General features: G+C 55.5%; 28 protein-coding genes. 14 read left to right on the top strand and 14 right to left on the bottom strand.

Annotation, left to right across the window (positions count from 1 at the left end):
* The first annotated feature begins 5 nt into the window (after positions 1 to 5).
* The 3 genes from arcB (at position 6) to mtgA (ending at position 3,954) form a co-directional block, all read left to right on the top strand.
* Positions 6 to 2,342, top strand: a complete 2,337-nt coding sequence (arcB, locus tag ACWPW2_RS16975; RefSeq protein WP_139567389.1) for an aerobic respiration two-component sensor histidine kinase ArcB — start codon at positions 6 to 8, stop codon at positions 2,340 to 2,342.
* Positions 2,343 to 2,572: 230 nt separating this feature from the next.
* A complete protein-coding gene (elbB, locus tag ACWPW2_RS16980; protein WP_454124302.1) occupies positions 2,573 to 3,226 on the top strand; it encodes an isoprenoid biosynthesis glyoxalase ElbB in 654 nt (217 codons plus the stop codon).
* Positions 3,223 to 3,954, top strand: a complete 732-nt coding sequence (gene mtgA, locus ACWPW2_RS16985) for a monofunctional biosynthetic peptidoglycan transglycosylase (RefSeq protein WP_454124304.1) — start codon at positions 3,223 to 3,225, stop codon at positions 3,952 to 3,954. The genes elbB and mtgA overlap by 4 nt, the downstream gene beginning before the upstream one ends.
* Here the strand turns inward: mtgA and npr are convergent, their stop codons facing one another.
* From npr to ACWPW2_RS17040, 11 genes are all read right to left on the bottom strand, one after another.
* Positions 3,955 to 4,227: a PTS phosphocarrier protein NPr gene (gene npr, locus ACWPW2_RS16990; protein WP_023481048.1), complete on the bottom strand. Its 273-nt coding sequence runs from the start codon at positions 4,225 to 4,227 to the stop codon at positions 3,955 to 3,957.
* Complete coding sequence (gene rapZ / locus ACWPW2_RS16995; RefSeq protein ID WP_023480906.1) at positions 4,224 to 5,078, bottom strand: RNase adapter RapZ; 855 nt, start codon at positions 5,076 to 5,078, stop codon at positions 4,224 to 4,226. Before rapZ ends, npr begins: the two co-directional genes overlap by 4 nt.
* Before the next feature lie 45 nt (positions 5,079 to 5,123).
* On the bottom strand, positions 5,124 to 5,615 hold the full coding sequence (gene ptsN, locus ACWPW2_RS17000; RefSeq protein ID WP_023480947.1) for a PTS IIA-like nitrogen regulatory protein PtsN: 492 nt from the start codon (positions 5,613 to 5,615) through the stop codon (positions 5,124 to 5,126).
* Between the two features lie 80 nt (positions 5,616 to 5,695).
* On the bottom strand, positions 5,696 to 5,983 hold the full coding sequence (gene hpf, locus ACWPW2_RS17005; RefSeq protein WP_023480744.1) for a ribosome hibernation promoting factor: 288 nt from the start codon (positions 5,981 to 5,983) through the stop codon (positions 5,696 to 5,698).
* A gap of 22 nt (positions 5,984 to 6,005) precedes the next feature.
* Positions 6,006 to 7,439, bottom strand: a complete 1,434-nt coding sequence (gene rpoN / locus ACWPW2_RS17010; RefSeq protein ID WP_454124307.1) for an RNA polymerase factor sigma-54 — start codon at positions 7,437 to 7,439, stop codon at positions 6,006 to 6,008.
* 48 nt (positions 7,440 to 7,487) lie between these two features.
* On the bottom strand, positions 7,488 to 8,213 hold the full coding sequence (gene lptB, locus ACWPW2_RS17015) for an LPS export ABC transporter ATP-binding protein (protein ID WP_023480831.1): 726 nt from the start codon (positions 8,211 to 8,213) through the stop codon (positions 7,488 to 7,490).
* A gap of 6 nt (positions 8,214 to 8,219) precedes the next feature.
* The gene (gene lptA / locus ACWPW2_RS17020; protein WP_023481020.1) at positions 8,220 to 8,780 is read right to left on the bottom strand and encodes a lipopolysaccharide ABC transporter substrate-binding protein LptA; all 561 of its coding nucleotides are present in this window, start codon (positions 8,778 to 8,780) and stop codon (positions 8,220 to 8,222) included.
* Complete coding sequence (lptC, locus tag ACWPW2_RS17025; protein WP_023480988.1) at positions 8,749 to 9,324, bottom strand: LPS export ABC transporter periplasmic protein LptC; 576 nt, start codon at positions 9,322 to 9,324, stop codon at positions 8,749 to 8,751. Before lptC ends, lptA begins: the two co-directional genes overlap by 32 nt.
* Positions 9,321 to 9,887: a 3-deoxy-manno-octulosonate-8-phosphatase KdsC gene (gene kdsC / locus ACWPW2_RS17030; protein WP_023480796.1), complete on the bottom strand. Its 567-nt coding sequence runs from the start codon at positions 9,885 to 9,887 to the stop codon at positions 9,321 to 9,323. The genes lptC and kdsC overlap by 4 nt, the downstream gene beginning before the upstream one ends.
* Before the next feature lie 14 nt (positions 9,888 to 9,901).
* The gene (gene kdsD / locus ACWPW2_RS17035; RefSeq protein ID WP_023481006.1) at positions 9,902 to 10,888 is read right to left on the bottom strand and encodes an arabinose-5-phosphate isomerase KdsD; all 987 of its coding nucleotides are present in this window, start codon (positions 10,886 to 10,888) and stop codon (positions 9,902 to 9,904) included.
* 13 nt (positions 10,889 to 10,901) lie between these two features.
* A complete protein-coding gene (locus tag ACWPW2_RS17040; protein WP_023480902.1) occupies positions 10,902 to 11,876 on the bottom strand; it encodes a calcium/sodium antiporter in 975 nt (324 codons plus the stop codon).
* Between the two features lie 230 nt (positions 11,877 to 12,106).
* Here ACWPW2_RS17040 and mlaF point away from each other — a divergent pair, with 230 nt between their 5' ends.
* The 7 genes from mlaF (at position 12,107) to murA (ending at position 16,905) form a co-directional block, all read left to right on the top strand.
* Positions 12,107 to 12,919: a phospholipid ABC transporter ATP-binding protein MlaF gene (gene mlaF / locus ACWPW2_RS17045; RefSeq protein WP_023481012.1), complete on the top strand. Its 813-nt coding sequence runs from the start codon at positions 12,107 to 12,109 to the stop codon at positions 12,917 to 12,919.
* A gap of 7 nt (positions 12,920 to 12,926) precedes the next feature.
* On the top strand, positions 12,927 to 13,709 hold the full coding sequence (gene mlaE / locus ACWPW2_RS17050; protein ID WP_023480856.1) for a lipid asymmetry maintenance ABC transporter permease subunit MlaE: 783 nt from the start codon (positions 12,927 to 12,929) through the stop codon (positions 13,707 to 13,709).
* Between the two features lie 4 nt (positions 13,710 to 13,713).
* Positions 13,714 to 14,265, top strand: coding sequence for an outer membrane lipid asymmetry maintenance protein MlaD (mlaD, locus tag ACWPW2_RS17055; RefSeq protein ID WP_023480973.1), 552 nt, complete (start codon positions 13,714 to 13,716; stop codon positions 14,263 to 14,265).
* Between the two features lie 17 nt (positions 14,266 to 14,282).
* Positions 14,283 to 14,921, top strand: coding sequence for a phospholipid-binding protein MlaC (mlaC, locus tag ACWPW2_RS17060; RefSeq protein WP_023481036.1), 639 nt, complete (start codon positions 14,283 to 14,285; stop codon positions 14,919 to 14,921).
* Entirely contained in the window at positions 14,918 to 15,211 is a 294-nt protein-coding gene (mlaB, locus tag ACWPW2_RS17065; RefSeq protein ID WP_454124312.1) for a lipid asymmetry maintenance protein MlaB, read from the top strand. Before mlaC ends, mlaB begins: the two co-directional genes overlap by 4 nt.
* Positions 15,212 to 15,337: 126 nt before the next feature.
* Complete coding sequence (gene ibaG / locus ACWPW2_RS17070) at positions 15,338 to 15,592, top strand: BolA family iron metabolism protein IbaG (protein WP_023480818.1); 255 nt, start codon at positions 15,338 to 15,340, stop codon at positions 15,590 to 15,592.
* Between the two features lie 53 nt (positions 15,593 to 15,645).
* Complete coding sequence (gene murA, locus ACWPW2_RS17075) at positions 15,646 to 16,905, top strand: UDP-N-acetylglucosamine 1-carboxyvinyltransferase (protein WP_454124315.1); 1,260 nt, start codon at positions 15,646 to 15,648, stop codon at positions 16,903 to 16,905.
* Positions 16,906 to 16,960: 55 nt separating this feature from the next.
* Here the strand turns inward: murA and sfsB are convergent, their stop codons facing one another.
* Positions 16,961 to 17,236: a DNA-binding transcriptional regulator SfsB gene (gene sfsB / locus ACWPW2_RS17080; protein ID WP_023481038.1), complete on the bottom strand. Its 276-nt coding sequence runs from the start codon at positions 17,234 to 17,236 to the stop codon at positions 16,961 to 16,963.
* Between the two features lie 213 nt (positions 17,237 to 17,449).
* Entirely contained in the window at positions 17,450 to 18,421 is a 972-nt protein-coding gene (ispB, locus tag ACWPW2_RS17085) for an octaprenyl diphosphate synthase (RefSeq protein WP_454124317.1), read from the bottom strand.
* A gap of 260 nt (positions 18,422 to 18,681) precedes the next feature.
* Between ispB and rplU the strand changes: the two genes are divergently transcribed.
* The 4 genes from rplU to cgtA all read left to right on the top strand — a co-directional run bounded on the left by rplU (position 18,682) and on the right by cgtA (position 21,523).
* The gene (gene rplU, locus ACWPW2_RS17090; protein ID WP_003025032.1) at positions 18,682 to 18,993 is read left to right on the top strand and encodes a 50S ribosomal protein L21; all 312 of its coding nucleotides are present in this window, start codon (positions 18,682 to 18,684) and stop codon (positions 18,991 to 18,993) included.
* A gap of 19 nt (positions 18,994 to 19,012) precedes the next feature.
* On the top strand, positions 19,013 to 19,270 hold the full coding sequence (gene rpmA, locus ACWPW2_RS17095; RefSeq protein ID WP_017457338.1) for a 50S ribosomal protein L27: 258 nt from the start codon (positions 19,013 to 19,015) through the stop codon (positions 19,268 to 19,270).
* A 93-nt stretch (positions 19,271 to 19,363) separates the two neighbouring features.
* Positions 19,364 to 20,329: a DMT family transporter gene (locus tag ACWPW2_RS17100; protein ID WP_023480720.1), complete on the top strand. Its 966-nt coding sequence runs from the start codon at positions 19,364 to 19,366 to the stop codon at positions 20,327 to 20,329.
* Positions 20,330 to 20,344: 15 nt separating this feature from the next.
* Complete coding sequence (gene cgtA, locus ACWPW2_RS17105; RefSeq protein ID WP_124967184.1) at positions 20,345 to 21,523, top strand: Obg family GTPase CgtA; 1,179 nt, start codon at positions 20,345 to 20,347, stop codon at positions 21,521 to 21,523.
* A gap of 79 nt (positions 21,524 to 21,602) precedes the next feature.
* Here the strand turns inward: cgtA and dacB are convergent, their stop codons facing one another.
* Complete coding sequence (dacB, locus tag ACWPW2_RS17110) at positions 21,603 to 23,036, bottom strand: serine-type D-Ala-D-Ala carboxypeptidase (RefSeq protein WP_454124322.1); 1,434 nt, start codon at positions 23,034 to 23,036, stop codon at positions 21,603 to 21,605.
* Between the last annotated feature and the right edge of the window lie 240 nt (positions 23,037 to 23,276).

The following is a 23,276-nucleotide window of genomic DNA, read 5'->3' on the forward strand; positions in this document are numbered from 1 at the left end:
ACGCTATGAAGCAAATCCGTTTACTGGCGCAATATTACGTCGACCTGATGATGAAGCTGGGTCTGGTGCGCTTTTCCATGCTGTTGGCGCTGGCGCTGGTGGTGCTGGCCATCGTGGTGCAAATGGCGGTCACGATGGTATTGCAGGGGCAGGTTGAGCGTATTGACGTGATCCGCTCTATCTTCTTTGGTCTGCTGATCACCCCCTGGGCGGTCTACTTTTTATCGGTGGTGGTTGAGCAACTTGAGGAGTCACGCCAGCGCTTATCGCGGCTGGTGGAGAAGCTGGAAGAGATGCGCGAGCGCGATCTTAAGCTCAACGTGAAGCTTAAAGACAACATCATGCAGCTTAACCAGGAGATCAGCGATCGCGAAAAAGCCGAGGCGGAACGACAGGCAACCTTTGAGCGGCTAAAGATTGAGATGCAGGAGCGTGAGCAGACGCAGATCCAGCTTGAACAGCAATCCTCTTTTTTGCGCTCCTTCCTTGATGCTTCCCCCGACCTTGTCTTCTATCGCAATGAAGATAAAGAGTTTTCTGGCTGCAACCGCGCTATGGAACTGCTCACTGGTAAAAGCGAGAAGCAGCTGATTCACCTCAAACCGCAGGATGTCTACTCGCCGGAGGCGGCGCAAAAAGTGATTGAGACTGACGAGAAAGTGTTTCGTCACAATGTCTCGCTCACCTATGAACAGTGGCTGGATTATCCCGACGGGCGCAAAGCCTGCTTCGAAATCCGCAAAGTTCCCTATTATGACCGCGTTGGTAAACGCCACGGGCTGATGGGCTTCGGGCGCGATATTACCGAGCGTAAGCGCTATCAGGATGCGCTGGAGCGCGCCAGCCGCGACAAGACCACCTTTATCTCTACCATCAGCCACGAACTGCGCACGCCGCTTAACGGCATTGTCGGTTTGAGCCGCATTCTGCTGGATACCGATCTTGCGCCGGAACAGGAGAAGTACCTCAAAACGATCCATGTCTCTGCGGTGACGCTGGGCAATATCTTCAACGATATTATCGACATGGATAAGATGGAGCGGCGCAAAGTGCAGCTCGATAACCAGCCGCTCGACTTCACCAGCTTCCTGGCGGATCTGGAGAACCTCTCCGGGTTGCAGGCGCATCAAAAAGGGCTGCGTTTCGAACTCGAGCCGACGCTGCCGCTGCCGCACCAGGTGATCACCGACGGCACCCGTTTGCGGCAGATCCTCTGGAACCTGATCAGCAACGCCGTGAAATTTACCCGCGAAGGGCAGGTGACGGTGCGCGTGCGCTACGACGAAGGTGAGATTCTGCATTTTGAAGTGCAGGACTCCGGGATCGGTATTCCGCGCGATGAGCAGGACAAAATCTTCGCCATGTATTACCAGGTGAAAGATAGCCATGGCGGCAAACCGGCCACCGGTACCGGCATCGGGCTTGCTGTCTCGCGTCGTCTGGCGAAAAGCATGGGCGGCGATATCACCGTCAGCAGCCAGCCTGGCAGCGGTTCGCTCTTTACGTTGACCGTCCATGCCCCTGCGGTGGCGGAAGAGGTCGACGACGCCTTCGAAGAGGATGAGATGCCCTTACCGGCGCTGCATGTGCTGCTGGTAGAAGATATCGAACTCAACGTGATCGTCGCGCGCTCGGTGCTGGAGAAACTCGGCAACAGCGTCGATGTGGCGATGACCGGCGGTGCCGCGCTGGAGATGTTCGCCCCGGGCGAATATGACCTGGTACTGCTTGATATTCAGCTGCCGGATATGACCGGGCTGGATATCTCGCGCGCGCTGACCAGCCGCTATTCGCGCGACGAACTGCCGCCGCTGGTGGCGCTGACCGCAAACGTGCTGAAAGATAAGCAGGAGTATCTGGATGCCGGCATGGATGATGTCTTAAGCAAACCGCTGGCGGTGCCAGCATTAACGGCGATGATCAAGAAGTTTTGGGACGCCGGAGATGAGGAGGAGGAACAGGTGGCAACGATAGACAACGACAAAGCGCAAACTCTGCTGGATACCGCCATGCTTGAGCAGTACCTCGAGCTGGTTGGGCCGAAGCTGATTACCGATGGGCTGGCGGTGTTTGAGAAGATGATGCCAGGCTACCTGAGCGTGCTGGAGTCGAACCTCACCGCGCGCGACCAGAAAGGGATTGTTGAAGAGGGGCACAAAATTAAGGGTGCTGCTGGATCCGTCGGCTTGCGCCATCTGCAGCAGTTAGGCCAGCAGATCCAGTCCCCGGATCTTCCCGCCTGGTGGGATAATGTCGGCGAATGGGTGGAAGAGATGAAGCAGGAGTGGCGCAATGATGTCGCGGTGCTCAAAGCCTGGGTGGCAGACGCTGCAAAAAAATGACCCCGGATTAACCGGGGTGCGCGAATACTGCGCCAACACCAGGGAAACCGTGGCTGCGCCGTAATTTTTGGTTTTAATTGCAAGGGCGCAGTCTATTAAAATTCGACCACACGCACATAAGATAGCAAATCTTAAATGATTTGTTACAGCAATCAGTGAAATGTGTGAAGCAAGGCTCCCTTATCAAAATTTTTAGTTATTGACCGCAATTCGCAGAAAGGATGTTTGGCATGAAAAGAGTCGGCGTTGTTCTTAGTGGGTCTGGCGTGTATGACGGTTCCGAGATCCACGAAGCGGTAATTACCCTGCTGGCGCTTGCCCGCAACGGCGCAGAGGCCGTCTGTTTTGCGCCCGATAAAGCGCAGAGTGATGTCATCAACCACCTCACCGGCGAAAGTAGGGCGGAAAGCCGTAACGTGCTGGTTGAAGCTGCCCGCATTACCCGCGGCAAGATCGCGCCGCTGGCGCAGGCATCGGTAAACGATCTGGATGCGCTGATTGTCCCCGGCGGCTTTGGCGCGGCGAAAAACCTCAGCAGCTTTGCCAGCCTCGGCGGCGACTGCGCGGTGGATAACGATCTGAAAAGCCTCGCGCTGGCGATGCACCAGGCTGGAAAACCGCTCGGTTTTATGTGCATTGCACCGGCGATGCTGCCGAAAATTTTCGACTTCCCGCTGCGTCTCACTATTGGAACCGATGTCGATACCGCCGAAGTTTTGGAAGAGATGGGCGCGGAGCACGTGCCGTGTCCGGTGGACGATATTGTTGTCGATGAAGAGAACAAAGTGGTGACCACACCGGCTTATATGCTGGCGGAAGATATTGCCCAGGCGGCAACAGGGATTGAGAAGCTGGTGACGCGCGTGCTGGTATTGTGCGAATGAAGCGAGGCGGACGCGGTACGCTGAAGACCGTGCTGAAACGTCTTCTTCTGCGTGTTCTGTTAGTGCTGGTGGCCTTCTGGGGCGGCGGTATTCTGCTGTTCAGCTTCTTGCCAGTGCCGTTTTCCGCGGTGATGGTCGAGCGGCAGCTGAGTGCGTGGCTGAGCGGGGACTTTAGCTATGTCGCCCACTCCGACTGGGTCAGCATGGATGAGATCTCGCCGTGGATGGCGCTGGCGGTGGTTGCCGCTGAAGATCAGCGCTTTCCCGATCACTGGGGATTAGATGTGGAAGCCATCGAAAAAGCGCTTTCGCATAATGAAAAGCATGAGAACCGCATTCGCGGCGCTTCGACCCTGTCGCAACAGACGGTGAAAAACCTCTTTTTGTGGGACGGTAAAAGCTGGCTGCGAAAGGGGCTGGAAGCGGGGCTGACGGTAACGACGGAAGCGGTGTGGACGAAACGGCGCATCCTGACGGTCTACCTGAATATTGCGGAGTTTGGTGACGGCATATTTGGTGTGGAAGAGGCGTCGCAGCGCTATTTTCATAAACCCGCGAGCCGGCTGACGATGTCGGAAGCCGCGCTGCTGGCGGCGGTGCTGCCGAACCCGATTCGTTATAAAGCGGCAGCGCCTTCAGGTTATGTGCGTAACCGTCAGGCGTGGATCATGCGCCAGATGCAGCAGCTCGGTGGCGAAGGCTTTTTGCAGAGTAACAACCTGCACTGATTACTCTTCGTCGAACCCGGCGATAAACAGCGCCACCACCGCGGCCAGCGCTTCCTCTTCCTGGGGGCCGCTGGCTTCGACTTCAATCTGTCGGCCTTTGGCGGAATCCAGCATCAGCAGAGCGATCACGCTGCTGGCTTCCGCTTCGGTTCCCTCTTCGTTACGCAGCAGCACTTCCGCGTCAAAGCCCTGTACCAGTTCAAACAGTTTCATCGCCGGGCGCGCGTGCATGCCCAGCTTATTGGTGATCTCAACGGTTTGTTTTACGGTCATGTTTTGCGTTTTTCCAGCGTACGGTGACGGGACTGCACGTTTTTGCCGCGCGAGCGGAAGTAGTCCGCCAGCTGTTCGGCGATATAGACAGAGCGGTGTTTACCCCCGGTACAGCCGATGGCCACCGTCAGGTAGCTACGGTTGTTGGTCTCCAGCATCGGCAACCACAGCTCGAGGTAACTGCGCGTCTGATAGATAAAGTTATGCACTTCGGTGTGCCTGTCGAGGAACGCGGCAACGGGCTTATCGAGGCCGGTCATCGGACGCAGCTTCGGATCCCAGTGCGGGTTCGGCAGGAAGCGCACGTCAAAGACGTAATCAGCATCGATAGGGATGCCGTGCTTGAAGCCGAAGGATTCGAAGACCATGGTCAGTTCGCGCTCGCGTTTGCCTAAAAGGCGAGTGCGCAGCATCTCCGCCAGCTCATGCACTGACATCTCTGAGGTATCAACAATCAGATCGGCACGCGAACGCAGCGGCTCAAGCAGATTGCTCTCTTCATCGATGGCGCTCTCCAGCGACAGGTTTTTGCTTGAGAGCGGGTGCAGGCGACGCGTGTCGCTGTAGCGGCGAATCAGGGTGTTGCGATCCGCATCTAAAAAGAGCAACTGCGGCGAAAACGCCTCCGGCAGATTGCTCATCGCCTGCTCAAAGATCTCCGGCGACTCCGGCATATTGCGCACATCGATACTGACGGCGGCAGAGATCTGGCGATCGGCGAGGGTTTGCGCCAGTTCCGGCAACAGCACAACCGGCAGGTTATCAACACAGTAGAAACCCATATCTTCCAGTGCGCGTAGCGCCACGGATTTCCCTGAACCCGAACGACCACTGACGATCATCAGGACCATGGGTCATTTCTCCTCAGAACGACTGACAAGTAGAGTCTTACCCGGTTACGCATCGCCGCGCTCGCCTTCTGTCTGCGTGATGATCTCATACAGCTCTTCATCACTCTGCGCGCCGCGCAGGCGTCGACAAATGGTTTTATCCGCCAGCCGTTTGGCGACCAGCGAAAGGGTATGCAGATGCGTTTTGGTCTGATCTGCCGGCACCAGCAGGGCAAAGAGCAGATCGACGGGTTGATTATCGATAGCGTCGAAGGCAATAGGCGTTTCGAGTTGCACAAACACGCCGACGGCGCGCAGTGTATCTTCCTCGAGCTTGCCGTGAGGAATGGCGATACCGTTACCAATGCCGGTACTGCCCATCTTTTCACGCGTAAGAACCGCCTCGAAGACCACCTGCGGCGGCAGGCCTAACTGTTTCGCCGCCAGCTCGCTGATAATTTCCAGCGCGCGTTTTTTACTCTGGCAGTGAACGCCGCTACGGGTGCATTCCTGGTTAAGTACTGTGCTCAGTTGAAGAGCCGAATCGTTATTCATCATAATTTCACCTAAGCGACGCCGGAGCCAGCACCCAACCGGGTTGCGGTCGGGTGCAACGCGCCAGACGGACGCCCGGACAATTAGTGTTGTTTCAGTTTATCTTTATGCTTCGTGAGCTGCCGCGCCAGTTTATCAATTAAACCGTCAATAGCAGCATACATATCTTGTCCTTCCGCACTGGCATGCAGCTCGCCTCCATTCACATGCAGCGTGGCATCTGAAATGTGCGTCACCTTTTCCACTTTCAACACAACATAAACCTGATTAATCCTGTCGAAATAGTGCTCCAGCTTGGCAAATTTGCTGTTTACAAACTCGCGCAGGGCATCGGTAATCTCAACGTTTTGTCCGGTGATGTTTAGCTGCATAGTGTCTTCCTTATCGGTTGGGTCACACCAGCTGTTTACGCTGGTTAGACGGCGGAATGGATAAAGATTCTCGATACTTCGCAACGGTTCGCCGCGCGACCATGATCCCCTGATCGGAGAGCAGCGTCGTCAGCTTACTGTCGCTCAGCGGTTTTGCAGGGTTTTCCGCGGCGATCAACTTCTTCACCAGTGCGCGAATGGCCGTGGAGGAGGCTTCGCCGCCGCCTTCGGTATTCACGTGGCTGGAGAAGAAATACTTCAGTTCAAAAATGCCGCGAGGACTGTGCAGGTACTTCTGGGTGGTCACACGAGAGATGGTCGACTCGTGCATCTCGACGGCCTGGGCGATATCCGCCAGCACCATCGGTTTCATAAACTCTTCGCCCTGCTCAAAGAACGCCTGCTGCTGCTCGACGATGCAGCGGCTGACGCGCAGCAGCGTGTCATTGCGGCTCTCCAGGCTTTTGATCAACCACTTCGCTTCCTGCAAATTACTGCGAATGAACTGCGTATCGGCGTCATTACGCCCGCCGCTGCCCATCGCTGCATACTGCTGGTTGATCTTAAGACGCGGAATGCTGTCGGCGTTAAGCTCCACCGTCCAGCGCCCGTTGTGCTTGCGCACCAGCACATCGGGGATCACATACTCTGGCTCGCTGGTCTGGATCGACTGACCGGGGCGCGGATCGAGGGACTGGATCAGAGTGACAGCCTCTTTCAGCACATCCTCTTTCAGGCGCGTCACGCGCATCAACGAGCGAAAGTCGTGATTGGCCAGCAGATCGAGATGATCGCAGATAATCAGTCGGGCCTCTTCACACCATGGCGTCGCTTTCGCGAACTGGGAGAGCTGAACCAGCAGGCAGTCGCGCAGATCGCGCGCCGCTACGCCAACGGGATCGAAACGCTGAACGCGCTTTAGCACCGCTTCGACTTCATCCATGCCGATCTCGTCATTTCCCATGCTCTCGAGGATCTCCTCCAGCGTCACGGTGAGATAACCGGTTTCGTCCACGGCATCAACGATCGACGTCGCAATGGCGCGATCCGTATCGGAGAAGGGCGTCAACTCAACCTGCCACATCAGGTAATCCTGCAGCGACTGGGTGGTTTCGCCCTGGTAGATCGGCAGTTCATCATCAATGTAATCGTTACTGCTGCCTGATGGGGTGCCCGCGGTGTAGATCTCATCCCAGCTGGCATCGAGCGGCAGTTCGTCGGGCATCTCTTTCTGTTCAAGCGCATCTGCGGTGTCCAGGCCATCTTTTTCCTGAACCTGTTCGCTATCCACTTCTTCGTGAAGATCGGTTTGTTCCAGCAGTGGATTGCTCTCCAGCGCCTGCTGAAGTTCCTGCTGAAGTTCCAACGTGGACAACTGCAAAAGGCGAATGGCCTGTTGCAGTTGCGGCGTCATGGCTAGCTGTTGGCTAAGCCGTAGTTGCAAACCTTGCTTCATATTCAGAGCAGCACTCTCCGACAAAAAATGTCAATAAACCTTACCCTATCAGAGTCTGAAGTCTTCCCCAAGATATACGCGCTTAACATGTTCGTCTTCAAGGATTTGCTGCGGCGTGCCGTGGGCGATGAGATGTCCCTGGCTGACAATATAGGCGCGCTCACACACGGCCAGCGTTTCGCGCACATTGTGGTCGGTAATCAGCACCCCAAGCCCGCTGTCGCGCAGATGCTCGATAATGCGTTTGATGTCGATAACCGAGATCGGGTCAACGCCCGCAAAGGGTTCATCGAGCAGGATAAATTTCGGGTTTGCCGCCAGCGCGCGGGCAATCTCGACGCGGCGACGTTCACCGCCGGAGAGCGCCTGGCCCATGCTGTCGCGCAGGTGATCGATGTGGAACTCTTCCATCAGCTCATTGGCGCGATCTTCTCGCTGTTCCGCGGTGAGATCGTCACGAATTTGCAGCACTGCCATCAGGTTGTCGTAAACGCTGAGGCGGCGGAAGATGGAGGCTTCCTGCGGTAAATAGCCGATGCCGCGGCGCGCGCGCGCATGCAGCGGCAGCAGGCTGATATCTTCATCATCAATAATGATGTTGCCGGCATCGCGCGCAACAATCCCGACCACCATATAGAAGGTGGTGGTTTTCCCTGCGCCGTTAGGGCCAAGCAAGCCGACGATTTCACCGGAATTAACGGTCAGACTGACGTCTTCGACCACGCGACGGCCTTTGTAAGCCTTGGCGAGATTCTTTGCAGTTAATGTTGCCATAACGGATTAATTACTCTTCTTTTGCGCCGGGGCCGGGGCGGATTTATTGCTCTTGTCCTGCAACTGCGACGGTACCAGCACGGTAGTTACGCGCTTGCCTTTGTCGCTGAACGCTTGCATCTTCTGCTCTTTCACCAGGTAGGTGATTTTGTCGCCAGCAATATTGCTGTCTAACTGCTCGAGATAGGCGTTACCGGTCAGGATGACGAAATCTTTTTCCAGTTCGTAGTGCATCTGCGAAGCGTGGCCTTTCACCGGCTTGCCGTTGTCCTGCATCTGGTAGAAGGTGGCCGGATTACCGTAACCGTCGATAATCTCTCTGCCCTGCTGGCCGCCCGGACGGGTGACCACCACCTTATCGGCGTTGATCTTAATGGTCCCCTGCGTCACGACGACATTGCCGGTGAAGGTGACAACATTCCCCTGCATATCCAGCGACTGCTGATCGGAGTCGATGTGGATCGGCTGTTCGGTATCCCCGGTCACAGCGAGCGCCGGAAGCGCGGCAGCGAAGAGCGTACCCGCCAGGAGAAGATTAAGGCTGCGTTTGTTTGTTTTGAATTTCATAGGAGCTTCTAACCTTTTCAATCAGCTCGGCGTTTTTGCTGCGTAAATTGCCGCGCATTTTCAGGCCGGTGGAATTAAATGTTGTTCCGTATAACGTAACCTGATCGTCTGAGAAAACATCCTGGGTGACCAGGTTGATCCGGGCGTTATCCGTGGTGATTTTGCGTAATTGTGCGTCCGCAGTCAGTGCGTTAACTTCGACATGTCCATAGAGGTAAAGCATTTTGTCGTCGGTGAGCTTTGCTTTATCCGACTTGATAGACCAGGTCGGTACTTTGTTCTCATCGAAGGTGGTTAACACCGGTTTGGCAAACCAGCTAATACTATCGGCAGAGTAGTACTCCACATTCTGCGCGATCAGGCGATAGTTCAGCGCGCCTTCCGGGCTGTAAACGACAGTATCCGTATGTTGGCTTTTATAAGTCGGATCTGAACTGTTTGCGGCGCTCTGTTCCGGCGCATCCTGAGTGGTGAAGTTAATACCAATCAGAACCAGTGCGACCAGCGCCAGCAGAATAATGACCCAACGTCTGGTTTTACTCATATTGATTGCCCTTTGGCTTCATCCAGCTTGCCCTGTGCCAGCAGCAGTAAGTCACACACTTCACGCACCGCACCGCGACCGCCGTTAATCCGCGTTACGTAATCGGCGCGCGCGCTGAGCAGCGGGTGTGCATCGGCAACGGCAACGCTCAGGCCAATCTCCGCCATTACCGGCCAGTCGATCAAATCGTCGCCGATATAGGCAACCTGATCGGCGGTCAAATCGAGGCGGGCAAGTAGCTCCCGGTAGGCGATCATTTTGTCGGATTGCCCCTGGTAGAGATGTGTGATGCCCAGCGTTTCACAGCGATCTTCTACCAGTTTAGCGTTACGCCCGGTAATGATCGCCATCTCAATACCGGAGGTGAGGGCGCTGCGAATGCCGTAACCGTCACGGACATTGAACGCTTTTAGCTCTTCGCCATTATTGCCCATATAGATGAGCCCATCGGACAGCACGCCATCCACATCGAGGATCAGCAGGCGAATCTTCGCGGCTTTCTCCATGACTTGCGTGCTTACCGGCCCATAGCAGGTGGCAAGCGACGCGCCAGCATTACTCATTCTTATGTCCTTCTTTACACCACGCCCGCGCGCAGTAAGTCATGCATATGTAACACACCCAGTAACTGCTCACCATCGGCAACCAGTACGCAGGTAATGTGACGGGATTGCATCAGGTTCAGGGCATCGACCGCCAGCGTATTGGGACGTACGCGCACGCCGCCTGGCGTCATCACATCGGCGATGCCGAGGCTGCGCACATCGGCACCCATATCAAACACCCGACGCAGGTCACCATCGGTAAAGATACCCTCGATCTTCATCAGATCGTCGCAGATCACCGTCATGCCTAAATTCTTACGCGTGATCTCCAGTAACGCATCACGCAGGCTGGCCTCTTTGCTGACGTGCGGGATCTCATCCCCGGTGTGCATGATGTCATTCACTCGCAGCAGCAGTTTACGGCCCAGCGCGCCGCCCGGATGGGAGAGGGCAAAATCTTCGGCGGTAAAGCCGCGCGCTTTCAGCAGCGCCACGGCCAGCGCGTCGCCCATTACCAGCGCCGCGGTGGTGCTGGAGGTTGGTGCCAGGCCCAGCGGACAGGCCTCTTTCGGCACTTTTACGCATAAATGAATATCCGCCGCGCGCGCCATGCTGCTCTCAGGGCGGCTGGTCATGCAAATCAGCGCGACCTTGAGGCGCTTGAGCACCGGGATCAGCGCGAGGATCTCGTTGGACTCACCGGAGTTCGACAGCGCAATCACGACATCCTGCGGGCTGACCATACCCAAATCGCCGTGCGCGGCTTCACCGGGGTGGACGAAAAACGCGGGCGTGCCGGTGCTGGCAAAGGTCGCCGCCATTTTCCGGCCGATGTGGCCCGATTTGCCCATGCCCATCACCACGACTTTGCCAGCACAATAAGCGATGCTTTCGCATGCGCGGGTGAAATCTTCATTAATGTACTGATCCAGCTGTGCGAGGCCTTCACGTTCAATCGCCAGAACTTCTTTGCCGGCTTGTTGAAAGTCAAAACCCGGCTGCAAATCTATTTGCGACATAGTGCGTATCCGATTATCCCGTCAAAAGCGGCGACAGCCAGTAGAGCATCGCCAGCCATATGATAAATCCACCGAACAACAGCCCCCCGATGCCACGGCCGATCTGCTTGCGTCGCCAGCAGATAAGCGCGAAAAGGGCGCTGACCAGCACCATTACCCCGTAGTCGCGTGTGAACGCCATCGGGTTAAAGCTGCCTGGCGCAATCAGTGCCGGCAAGCCAAGCACGATCGCGATATTAAAAATGTTGGAGCCGATAAGGTTGCCGATGGCGATATCGTCTTCCCCTTTGCGCGCGCCGGCGATGGCGGTGGCAAGCTCAGGAAGGCCGGTACCGATGGCGATAACCGTCAGGCCGATAGTCAGTTCGCTAATGGCGAAGAAGTTCGCCACCACGGTGGCGTTATCCACCACCATGCGTGTCGCCATCGGCATGATAATCAGCGCCACGCCCAGCCAGAGGCAGGCAACCGACACACTTCCTTCTCGCGGCAGCTCGGCCAGCTGCTCGCGCGTCAGGCTATCATTACCCTGGCGTTCGGCCAGACGGGCGATTTTAACAATGAACACCAGCCATAGCACGGCTAATAACAGTAAAAAGATGCCGTCTACGGGCGTAAGCTGCCCATCATACAGCACGACGCCCGCCAGCAGGCTAGCTACTAAGGTTAACGGCAATTCACGGCGCAGAATATCGGAATGCACGGTAAAAGGGTGTAATAGCGCAGCAACGCCGAGGATCAGCAGGATATTGGTGATGTTCGATCCGATGGCGGTGCCAATAGCGAGATCGAGCTGGCCATGCAGCGAGGCGGCAACAGAGGTGATGATCTCCGGCAACGAGGTGCCAATACTGACCACCGTCATACCAATAATTAATGGCGGAATACCGAGAGCGCGGCAAAGAATGGAGGCGGCAAACACCAGACGATCGGCACTGTAGACCACAAGAAGTAAACCAATTATCAATAGCGCCGTCGCTAAGAGCATCTAACGTCCTTTCTTCAGGTATAATTTCGCCGGTTCGCAGGCTGCTATACCGGGTTAAAACCGGAACTTACGCGTAGCGTAATGATTCCTAATTTTGACTTTATGCGGCTCAAAAGTAAAACAAATGCCAGCTTTCGCTAACCTGGGCGGGTAATATTCTGTAAAAATGTTGGGTTCGTGATGATATCAAGCGTAATGCTTGCGGCCCACAGGGTGATAAGGAAGAGGAAATGAGCCAGACAGTGGCGAATTTGGTCGATGTTCGTGGCGTCAGCTTCTCCCGAGGCAGCCGCCCGATCTTCGACAATATTTCACTGACCGTGCCGCGCGGGAAGATTACCGCCATTATGGGGCCGTCAGGGATCGGTAAAACCACCTTACTGCGCCTGATTGGCGGGCAGATCCCGCCCGATAGCGGCGAAATCTTATTTGATGGCGAAAACGTGCCGGCCATGTCGCGTTCGCGCCTCTTCACGGTGCGCAAAAGAATGAGCATGCTCTTTCAGTCCGGCGCGCTCTTCACCGATATGAATGTGTTCGATAACGTCGCCTATCCGCTGCGCGAACATACCACTTTGCCCCCGGCGCTGTTGCACAGCACGGTGATGATGAAGCTCGAAGCGGTCGGGCTGCGCGGTGCGGCAAAATTAATGCCCTCCGAACTCTCTGGCGGTATGGCGCGGCGTGCAGCGCTGGCGCGCGCGATTGCGCTGGAGCCGGATCTGATCATGTTTGATGAGCCCTTCGTCGGCCAGGATCCCATTACCATGGGGGTGCTGGTCAAGCTTATCTCTGAGCTGAACAACGCGCTGGGCGTCACCTGTATCGTTGTATCCCATGATGTGCCGGAGGTGTTGAGCATCGCGGATTACGCCTATATTGTGGCGGACCGGAAAATTGTCGCCCACGGCAGCGCGCAGGGGCTGCAGGAGAATAGCGATCCTCGCGTGCGTCAGTTCCTTGATGGCATCGCCGACGGGCCGGTTCCGTTCCGTTATCCTGCTGGTGATTACCAGCGCGATCTTTTAGAAACAGGGAGTTAATACACTCATGCTGTTAAATGCACTGGCTGCGCTTGGCCATCGTGGGATCAAAACGATCGCGACGTTCGGGCGTGCCGGGTTAATGCTGTTCAACGCCCTGGTTGGCAAGCCGGAGTTTCGCAAACACGCGCCGCTGCTGATTCGCCAGCTCTATAACGTCGGTGTGCTGTCGATGGTAATTATCCTCGTCTCCGGCGTCTTTATCGGCATGGTGCTGGGATTGCAGGGCTACCTGGTGCTGACGACTTACAGCGCGGAGACGAGCCTCGGCATGCTGGTGGCGCTCTCGCTGCTACGCGAATTAGGCCCGGTTGTTGCCGCGCTGCTGTTTGCCGGGCGCGCAGGCTCGGCGCTCACCGCAGAGATTGGCTTGATGCGCGCCACCGAGCAGCTCTCCAGCCTCGAGATGATGGCGGTCGATCCTTTACGTCGGGTTATTTCGCCGCGTTTTTGGGCCGGCGTCATCTCTCTGCCGCTGCTGACGGTTATGTTTGTCGCGGTTGGCATCTGGGGCGGCTCGCTGGTGGGCGTTAACTGGAAAGGGATCGACAGCGGCTTCTTCTGGACTGCGATGCAGAACGCCGTCGACCTGCGAATGGATCTGGTTAACTGTCTGATTAAAAGCGTGGTCTTTGCTATCACCGTGACCTGGATTGCGCTGTTTAACGGTTACGATGCGATCCCGACTTCGGCCGGGATCAGCCGCGCGACAACACGCACCGTTGTGCACTCCTCGCTGGCCGTTCTCGGTCTGGATTTTGTGCTCACCGCATTGATGTTTGGGAATTGAGTTCATGCAAACGAAAAAAAGTGAAATTTGGGTCGGCCTGTTTCTTCTGCTGGCGTTACTGGCGGGGCTCTTTATCTGCCTGAAAGCGGCGGATGTCGCCTCGATGCGTACAGAACCGACGTACCGCGTTTATGCCACCTTTGACAATATCGGCGGCCTGAAAGCCAATTCGCCGGTGCGTATCGGCGGGGTAGTGATTGGGCGCGTATCGGATATCTCACTCGACCCGAAAACTTACCTGCCGCGCGTGACGCTGGATATCGAAGAGCGTTACAACCAGATCCCGGATACCAGTTCGCTGGCGATCCGCACATCAGGCCTGCTGGGCGAACAATATCTGGCGTTGAACGTCGGGTTTGACGATCCCGAGATGGGAACATCTATGCTTAAGGAAGGCAGCACGATTCAGGACACCAAGTCCGCGATGGTGCTGGAAGATCTCATTGGCCAGTTCCTTTACAACAGTAAAGGCGGCGACAATAAGAATTCAGGCGATGCGGCGGCGCAAAATGAAGGGAATACTCAACCTGCGCCGTCTGCGGATCAGACGCATTAACGAGGAGAAGTGACGCAATGTTTAAACGTCTCATGATGGTTGCTCTGCTGGTCGTTGCACCGTTGAGCTCGGCTTTGGCTGTTGATCAAAGCAACCCGTACACCGCAATGCAGGGGGCGGCGAAGCAGACTTTCGATCGCCTTAAAAATGAACAACCGAAAATCCGTGCAAACCCGGATTACCTGCGCGAGGTGGTCGATCAGGAGCTGCTGCCCTATGTTCAGGTGAAATATGCCGGGGCGCTGGTGCTAGGCCGTTATTACAAAGAAGCGACCCCCGCGCAGCGTGATGCCTACTTCAAGGCGTTCCGCGAATATCTGAAGCAGGCATACGGTCAGGCGCTGGCGCTCTATCACGGCCAGACTTACCAGATTGCCCCGGAACAGCCGCTGGGCGATGCCACCATCGTGCCGATCCGCGTCACCATCGTCGACCCGAACGGTCGTCCGCCGGTACGCCTGGATTTCCAGTGGCGTAAAAATAGCCAGACCGGTAACTGGCAGGCTTATGACATGATCGCTGAAGGCGTAAGCATGATCACCACCAAGCAGAATGAGTGGAGCGATCTGCTGCGTACTAAAGGTATCGATGGCCTGACCGCTGAGCTGCAATCTATCTCCCGCCAGAAAATTACCCTGGACGAGAAGAAACAATGACCCAGCAGCTAAGCTGGTCGCGTGACGGCGAACGCCTGGCGCTGCTGGGCGAGCTGGATCAGGACGTGTTAAATCCTTTATGGGATGCGCGCGCAGAGGCGATGAAAGGGGTAACCGTCATCGATCTGCAGGGCGTAACACGGGTTGATACCGCGGGCGTTGCGCTGCTGGTTCATCTGGTTGAGCTGGGTAAAAAGCAGGGTGCGGAGGTAACGCTGCTGGGCGTAAGTGAGAATGTGAGCACTCTCGCGGCGCTCTATAACTTGCCGCAAAGTGCCTTGCCACGCTAATTTTTTCAATACGTTACTATTTAAAGCCCCGTCCAGAGAGTGGATGGGGCTTTTTGCTTATTTAAGACCGTCGCACTTTCCTCTAAGATGTGTGACTGTTTTCACTTTTAGATGATATTTACGCCCATGGAAAATCATGAAATCCAGACCGTGCTGATGGAAGCACTCTCTCTCCAGGAAGCCCACGTCACTGGCGATGGCAGCCACTTTCAGGTTGTCGCTGTGGGTGAAGTTTTTGACGGCATGAGCCGGGTCAAGAAGCAGCAAACCATTTATGGCCCGCTGATGGAGTACATTGCGGATAACCGCATTCATGCCCTGTCGATCAAAGCGTATACGCCGCAAGAATGGGCGCGCGATCGCAAACTTAACGGCTTTTGAGCGCAGGCGGTATGACCCGCCGCGCGTGTGAATTCTTAACAGAGATCAGATAAATGGATAAGTTTCGTGTACAGGGGCCAACGCGTCTCCAGGGCGAAGTGACAATTTCAGGTGCCAAAAACGCCGCACTGCCGATTCTTTTCGCCGCGCTGCTGGCGGAAGAGCCGGTCGAAATCCGCAACGTGCCGAAACTGAAAGATATCGACACGACCATCAAGCTGCTGAGCCAGCTGGGTACCAAAATTGAGCGTAATGGCTCAGTGTGGATCGATGCCAGCAAGGTGAACGTCTTCTGTGCGCCGTACGACCTGGTGAAAACCATGCGCGCCTCGATTTGGGCGCTGGGTCCGCTGGTTGCCCGTTTCGGCCAGGGTCAGGTTTCCCTTCCGGGCGGTTGCGCGATTGGCGCGCGTCCGGTCGATCTGCATATCATCGGCCTTGAGCAACTGGGCGCGGAGATTAAGCTGGAAGAGGGCTACGTTAAAGCCTCTGTCGACGGCCGACTGAAGGGCGCGCACATTGTAATGGACAAAGTGAGCGTTGGCGCGACGGTGACAATTATGTCCGCCGCGACGCTGGCTGAAGGCACCACCATTATCGAAAACGCCGCGCGCGAGCCGGAAATCGTCGATACCGCCAACTTCCTCAATACGCTCGGTGCCAAAATTACCGGCATGGGCACTGACCGCATCACCATTGAGGGCGTAGAGCGCCTTGGCGGCGGCGTTTATCGCGTGCTGCCGGACCGTATCGAAACCGGGACCTTCCTGGTGGCAGCCGCCATCTCCGGTGGAAAAATTGTTTGCCGCAACGCCCAGCCGGATACGCTGGATGCCGTGCTGGCTAAACTGCGTGACGCGGGTGCGGATATTGAGCTGGGCGAAGACTGGATTAGCCTCGATATGCACGGTAAGCGTCCGAAGGCCGTTAACGTGCGCACCGCGCCGCATCCGGGCTTCCCGACAGATATGCAGGCGCAGTTCACGCTGCTGAACCTGGTGGCCGAGGGTACCGGTGTGATCACCGAAACCATCTTCGAGAACCGCTTCATGCACATCCCTGAGCTGATTCGTATGGGCGCTCATGCAGAGATTGAGAGCAACACCGCGATTTGCCACGGCGTAGAAAAGCTCTCCGGCGCGCAGGTAATGGCGACCGATTTGCGTGCATCGGCGAGCCTCGTGCTGGCAGGCTGTATTGCGGAAGGGACCACTTTTGTCGATCGCATTTACCACATCGATCGTGGTTATGAGCGTATTGAAGATAAGCTCAGCGCGCTGGGCGCGAAGATTGAGCGTGTGAAGGGCGAATAACCTTTATGCCGTTAATAAAGGGAGCGAAAGCTCCCTTTTTTTATCTGCAACATTTTCACGCTTCACTGCGTTTTTTCCTGATGAACTTCGTTTTATCAAGAAACGCGTGCGTTATGGGATCGTGGTAACGCGAGGGCCATATAACCCAGGGATCGGTATCCAGCGCCCGGGCAATAATCAACTCACCTTTCGGCCAGGGCCGGGTCAGTGCATTGGCGAGGGTGGATGAACTCAAGCCATTTTTTCGAGATTCAGCCGCCAGCGACGTCCCCTTCTTTCGCAGCCCGGCAATGATATCGGCTTGATGCCAGTCGGTATATTTCGTTTCCATAACATCTCCCTGATGAGAATCGGTTTCAACCATCGTTCGCCAACAACGCAGATTACTATACGCACATGGGAATATTTGTTCTAAAAAGTTCAGGGAGGTTGTTGTGTTTTCAGATTATGCCAAGGCTTGCGCCGCAAGGATTCGGCACTTGAAAATAGATGTTATTAGAGCTTATTGGAACTTTCCCGCGATAAATCGCGGGAAACAGAGAGTTTAACGATCGCGCTGAACGGCGATGTGGGCGAGGGCAATGAGGGCGTCGCGCCACTCAGAGTTAGGGAGAACCTGCAGCGCGGCGATGGCTTTATCCGCCTCTTCTTCGGCACGACGGCGCGTCCACTCCAGCGACCCGCACTGCGCCATTGCTTCCAGAACCGGTTCCAGAAGATGACGTCCGCTTCCCTGTTCAATTGCTTCGCGGATCATCTGTGCCTGCTCAGGCGTACCGTTATGCATCGCATGCAGCAGCGGCAGCGTCGGTTTGCCTTCGTTAAGATCATCGCCGGTATTTTTACCCAGCGTTTCGCCATCCGCGCTGTAATCGAGCAGATCGTCAATCAGCTGGAAGGCGGTGCCCAGGTAGCGGCCATAATCCTGCAGCCCCTTCTCCTGTGCCTCCGAACAGCCCGCCAGTAAACCAGAACACTGGGCGGCCGCTTCGAACAGGCGCGCGGTTTTGCTGTAAATCACCCGCATGTAGTTCTCTTCGGTAATGTTCGGGTCATTAACGTTCATCAATTGCAGCACTTCGCCTTCTGCAATCACGTTTACCGCTTCTGACATCACCTCCAGCACTTTCAGCGAGCCGAGGCTGGTCATCATCTGGAATGCACGGGTATAGATAAAATCCCCGACCAGTACGCTGGCGGCATTACCAAAGGCGGCGTTTGCCGTGGCTTTGCCGCGGCGCATATCTGATTCATCCACAACGTCGTCGTGGAGGAGGGTTGCTGTGTGGATAAATTCGATTAATGCAGCGATGGTGACATGCGCGTTGCCTTCATAGCCAACTGCGCGCGCCGCCAGTACAGCGATCATCGGACGTATGCGTTTGCCGCCGCCGCTTACGATGTAATAACCCAACTGGTTGATTAATTTCACATCCGAGTTGAGTTGTTGCAGAATCGTCGCGTTCACACCCGCCATATCTTGCGCGGTTAACTCATTGATTTTTTCTAAATTCATCGCAAAAGCCGGGCTTTCAGTCCTGTTTACCACATATCAAAAGTGGGATAACAAAGGGTTACGGGTTTGAATAGTATTGTCGATTGTACTGAAAAAACGCGCCAGATAAACGTTACCTTACACGTTGTGTTTTTTTTCTGCGAGGAGTGACGATCACACTTGTCAACGGCTCGCAATTTGCGTAATATTCGCGCCCTATTGTGAATATTTATAGCGCCCTCTGAATTAATCAGGATAGGTGCGCGGAAGCGGAGTTTTATATGTACGCGGTTTTCCAAAGTGGTGGTAAACAACACCGAGTAAGCGAAGGTCAGACCGTTCGCCTGGAAAAGCTGGACATCGCAACTGGCGAATCTGTTGAATTCGCTGAAGTTCTGATGATCGCAAACGGTGAAGAAGTCAAAATCGGCGTTCCTTTCGTTGATGGCGGCGTAATCAAAGCTGAAGTTGTTGCTCATGGTCGTGGCGAGAAAGTTAAAATCGTTAAGTTTCGTCGTCGTAAACACTACCGTAAGCAGCAGGGCCATCGTCAGTGGTTCACTGATGTGAAAATTACTGGCATCAGCGCCTAAGACCTGAGGAGAGATTTAAATGGCACATAAAAAGGCTGGCGGCTCAACTCGTAACGGTCGCGATTCAGAAGCTAAACGTCTGGGCGTAAAACGCTTCGGCGGTGAAGCAGTTCTGGCAGGTAGCATCATCGTTCGTCAACGTGGTACTAAATTCCACGCTGGTTCCAACGTAGGTTGCGGCCGTGACCACACTCTGTTCGCTTTGACTGACGGTAAAGTTAAGTTCGAAGTTAAAGGCCCGAAAAACCGTAAATTCATCAGCATCGTTGCTGAATAAGTTTTTCGCGTCCCGGTAACGGAAGAAAGCCCCGCAACACGTTGCGGGGCTTTTTACATTAGAAGCCCGGCAAAATTCGGGCAGGGAAGAAGTATGAAACAGCAGGCGGGCATCGGTATTCTCCTGGCGCTGACAACAGCGATGTGCTGGGGAGCGTTGCCGATTGCAATGAAGCAGGTGCTGGAAGTGATGGAGCCGCCGACGGTGGTCTTTTATCGCTTTTTAATGGCGGGTATTGGTCTTGGTCTGATCCTGACCTGGAAAAGAAAACTGCCGCCGCTGCGTATTTTCCGCAAGCCTCGCTGGCTGCTGCTGCTGGCAATCGCCACCGGCGGGTTGTTTGGCAACTTCATATTGTTCAGCTCTTCTCTGCAGTACGTCAGCCCGACCGCGTCGCAGGTGATTGGCCAGCTCTCGCCCGTCGGTATGATGGTCGCCAGCGTCTTTATCCTCAAAGAAAAGATGCGTATCACGCAGGTGATTGGCGCGCTGATGCTGATAAGCGGTCTGGTGATGTTTTTCAACACCAGCCTGATTGAGATCTTTACCCGGCTGACGGATTACACCTGGGGCGTTATTTTCGGCGTCGGTGCGGCGACGGTATGGGTAAGCTACGGCGTGGCGCAAAAAGTTCTTCTGCGTCGTCTGGCCTCCCAGCAGATCCTCTTTTTGCTGTACACTTTATGTACGCTTGCGCTGCTGCCACTGGCGAAGCCCGCCGTGGTGTTCCAGCTGAGCGACTGGCAACTGGCCTGTCTGGTTTTTTGCGGGCTCAACACGCTGGTTGGTTACGGCGCGCTGGCAGAAGCGATGGCGCGCTGGCAGGCGGCGCAGGTAAGCGCGTTAATTACCTTAACGCCGCTGTTTACACTGTTTTTCTCAGATTTGTTATCAATGGCCTGGCCCGATGTTTTCGCCAGACCGATGTTAAACCTTGTCGGTTATCTCGGTGCGTTTGTCGTGGTTGCGGGCGCGATGTTTTCCGCTATTGGCCATCGTCTTTTGGGACGCAGGCGTAGTCGTGAAGTGGTCGTCACTGTGCCCCGCTCAGGCGAATGAGTTACGGAGAGTAAAATGAAGTTTGTAGATGAAGCTACGATTCTGGTCGTAGCGGGTGATGGCGGTAACGGCTGCGTAAGCTTCCGCCGCGAAAAGTATATCCCGAAAGGCGGCCCTGATGGCGGCGACGGTGGCGACGGCGGTGATGTCTGGCTGGAAGCGGACGAAAACCTGAATACCCTGATCGACTACCGCTTTGAAAAATCTTTCCGCGCAGAACGTGGGCAGAACGGCCAGAGCCGTGATTGCACCGGTAAACGCGGAAAAGATATTACGGTGAAAGTACCGGTTGGTACGCGCGTGATCGACCAGGGCACTGGCGAAACCATGGGCGATATGACCAAACATGGTCAGCGCTTGATGGTGGCGAAAGGCGGCTGGCACGGTCTCGGCAACACCCGTTTTAAATCCTCGGTAAACCGTACTCCGCGTCAGAAAACGATGGGTACGCCGGGCGACAAGCGCGATCTGCAGCTGGAGCTGATGCTGCTGGCAGATGTCGGGATGCTGGGGATGCCGAATGCCGGTAAATCCACCTTTATCCGCGCGGTCTCCGCCGCAAAACCAAAAGTGGCGGATTATCCGTTTACCACGCTGGTTCCGAGCCTGGGCGTTGTTCGTATGGACAATGAGAAGAGCTTCGTGGTTGCCGATATTCCTGGGCTGATTGAGGGTGCGGCTGATGGCGCTGGCCTCGGTATCCGCTTCCTGAAACACCTTGAGCGCTGCCGTGTGCTGCTGCACCTCATCGACCTCGATCCGATCGACGGTTCCGATCCGGCAGAAAACGCCCGTATCATCGTTGGCGAGCTGGAAAAATACAGCGAGAAGCTGGCTGCCAAGCCGCGCTGGCTGGTATTTAACAAGATCGACCTGATGGATAAAGACGAAGCAGAAGCGAAAGCGAAAGCGATCGCCGAAGCGCTGGGCTGGGAAGATAAGTTCTACCTGATCTCTGCTGCCAGCCAGCAGGGCGTTAAAGACCTGTGCTGGGACGTGATGACCTTTATCATCGAAAACCCGATTGCGCAGGCGCAGGAAGAGCAGCAGCCGGAGAAAGTCGAGTTCATGTGGGATGATTATCATCGCCAGCAGCTCGAAGAGGCCGAAGCGACAGAAGAAGATGACGAAGAGTGGGATGACGACTGGGACGAAGACGACGAAGAGGGCGTCGAGTTCATCTACAAACGTTAATCTCTGCTTCCTCCCCGCTCAGGCGGGGAGAAGAGATAAAAAAATGCCGGGTCAGCATGATGCTTCCCGGCTTTTTTTATTAGTTGTTCTGATAGATATCTTTGTAGAGGCGGCTTTCGAAACGGACCAGTGGAATACGACGATTACGCTGATCGGCAGGTTCAACCGCATACCCCGATAGATACTGCACAAACGCCATTCGCTGACCGCTGGCGGTGGTGATAAAGCCTGCCAGGTTGTAGACGCCCTGCAGCGAGCCTGTTTTGGCTGATACCTTGCCGTCGACGCCCGCTTCGTGCAGCCCTGCCCGGTATTGCAGCGAGCCATCATAGCCCGCCAGCGGCAGCATCGAGATGAAGTTAAGCTCGGTATCATGCTGAGCAATATATTGCAGCACCTGCATCATGGTCGCCGGTGCCAGCAGATTATGGCGCGAGAGGCCGGAACCATCCGCAATGATGGTATTACCCAGATCGACCCCGGCCTGCTGGCGCAGGATCTGCCTCACCGCATCCGAGCCCGCTCGCCAGGTACCCGGCACGCCAAAGCGCGCATGACCAATCATGCGAAAGACGGTATCCGCAATCATGTTGTCGGACTTCTTCAGCATGATCTTCAGCAGATCGTGTAGCGGCGCGGATTGTTTACTGGCGATAACGGTACCGGGCTGATTAACCTGCGTCTGGCGCAGCAGCGTGCCGGTATAGGTAATGCCCGCCTGGGTCAGCTCCTGCTTGAGAATAGCGCCTGCATAGCTGGCACCATCCTGCACCGCAAAGGCGAGCGGCAACGGATCGGCGCGCTGGGGCAAACAGCCTGTTAACGTGAAACGGTTGAGATCGCCCGGCACTACATCGAGTTCGCAATATTGTGCTTCCGACGATCCGCGCGCCAGGGTGCGTACCTGGCTGAACATATTCACCGGATAGTAAGAGGCGACACGAATATAGGCCAAATCACCGGCGTTTTGCGCGCTATACAGCGAAATGGAGAAACAGTTGCGATCGATGATGGCGGCAGCGGGCGGGGCGCTAAAACATTGCGTCATATCGTTCCACGGCCAGCCTGGCGCTTTATCGTGACTGGCAAAGATCGAGGTATCGATCCGCACGTTGCCATCGATTTTTTGCACGCCTGACTTTTTAAGCGTTGCGACCATATTGCGAATATCCTGACGTTTTAGCGTCGGATCGCCACCAAATCGTGCAACTAAGTCGCCTTTGAGCGTACCGCCATCGACAGAACCTTTGCTTTCCAGCGTGGTTGTAAAGCGAAAGTCCGGCCCCAGTTGTAGTAGTGCAGCCAGCGCGGTGATCACTTTTTGCGTGCTCGCCGGCAACGCCATCTGTTTGGCGTGGTAATCAATTTCGGGAGCCTCGGCGCCGACCTTCTGCACCATCAACGCCAGGTTGGCACCATCCGGAAGCTGGTTGATGTACTCGTCGACATTCGCGGCCTGAACATTCAGGGCTATACTGGTGGACAATCCGATGATAAAGCTGGGAAATCGCATAATCTCGCGCTAACAAGCTGGAAACAGGCCGACATACTACGGCGCATCGACCCGGAAAGTAAACGATGACCCACGGTGAACTTCCGGTTAAAATACGTATCAAATTGAAAAATTGCGCTGACCTGGGGCTTTGTCTCCGGGTCAGTTTTCTTTTGCTCCTGCCCGGCTGTTTACGCCTGAATGCGGGGAGGTAACGCTGACGGGGTGGGGGACTACTCCTAACAGGAATGTTTAAGAGGT

Source organism: Kosakonia sp. Marseille-Q7440 (assembly GCF_965119485.1).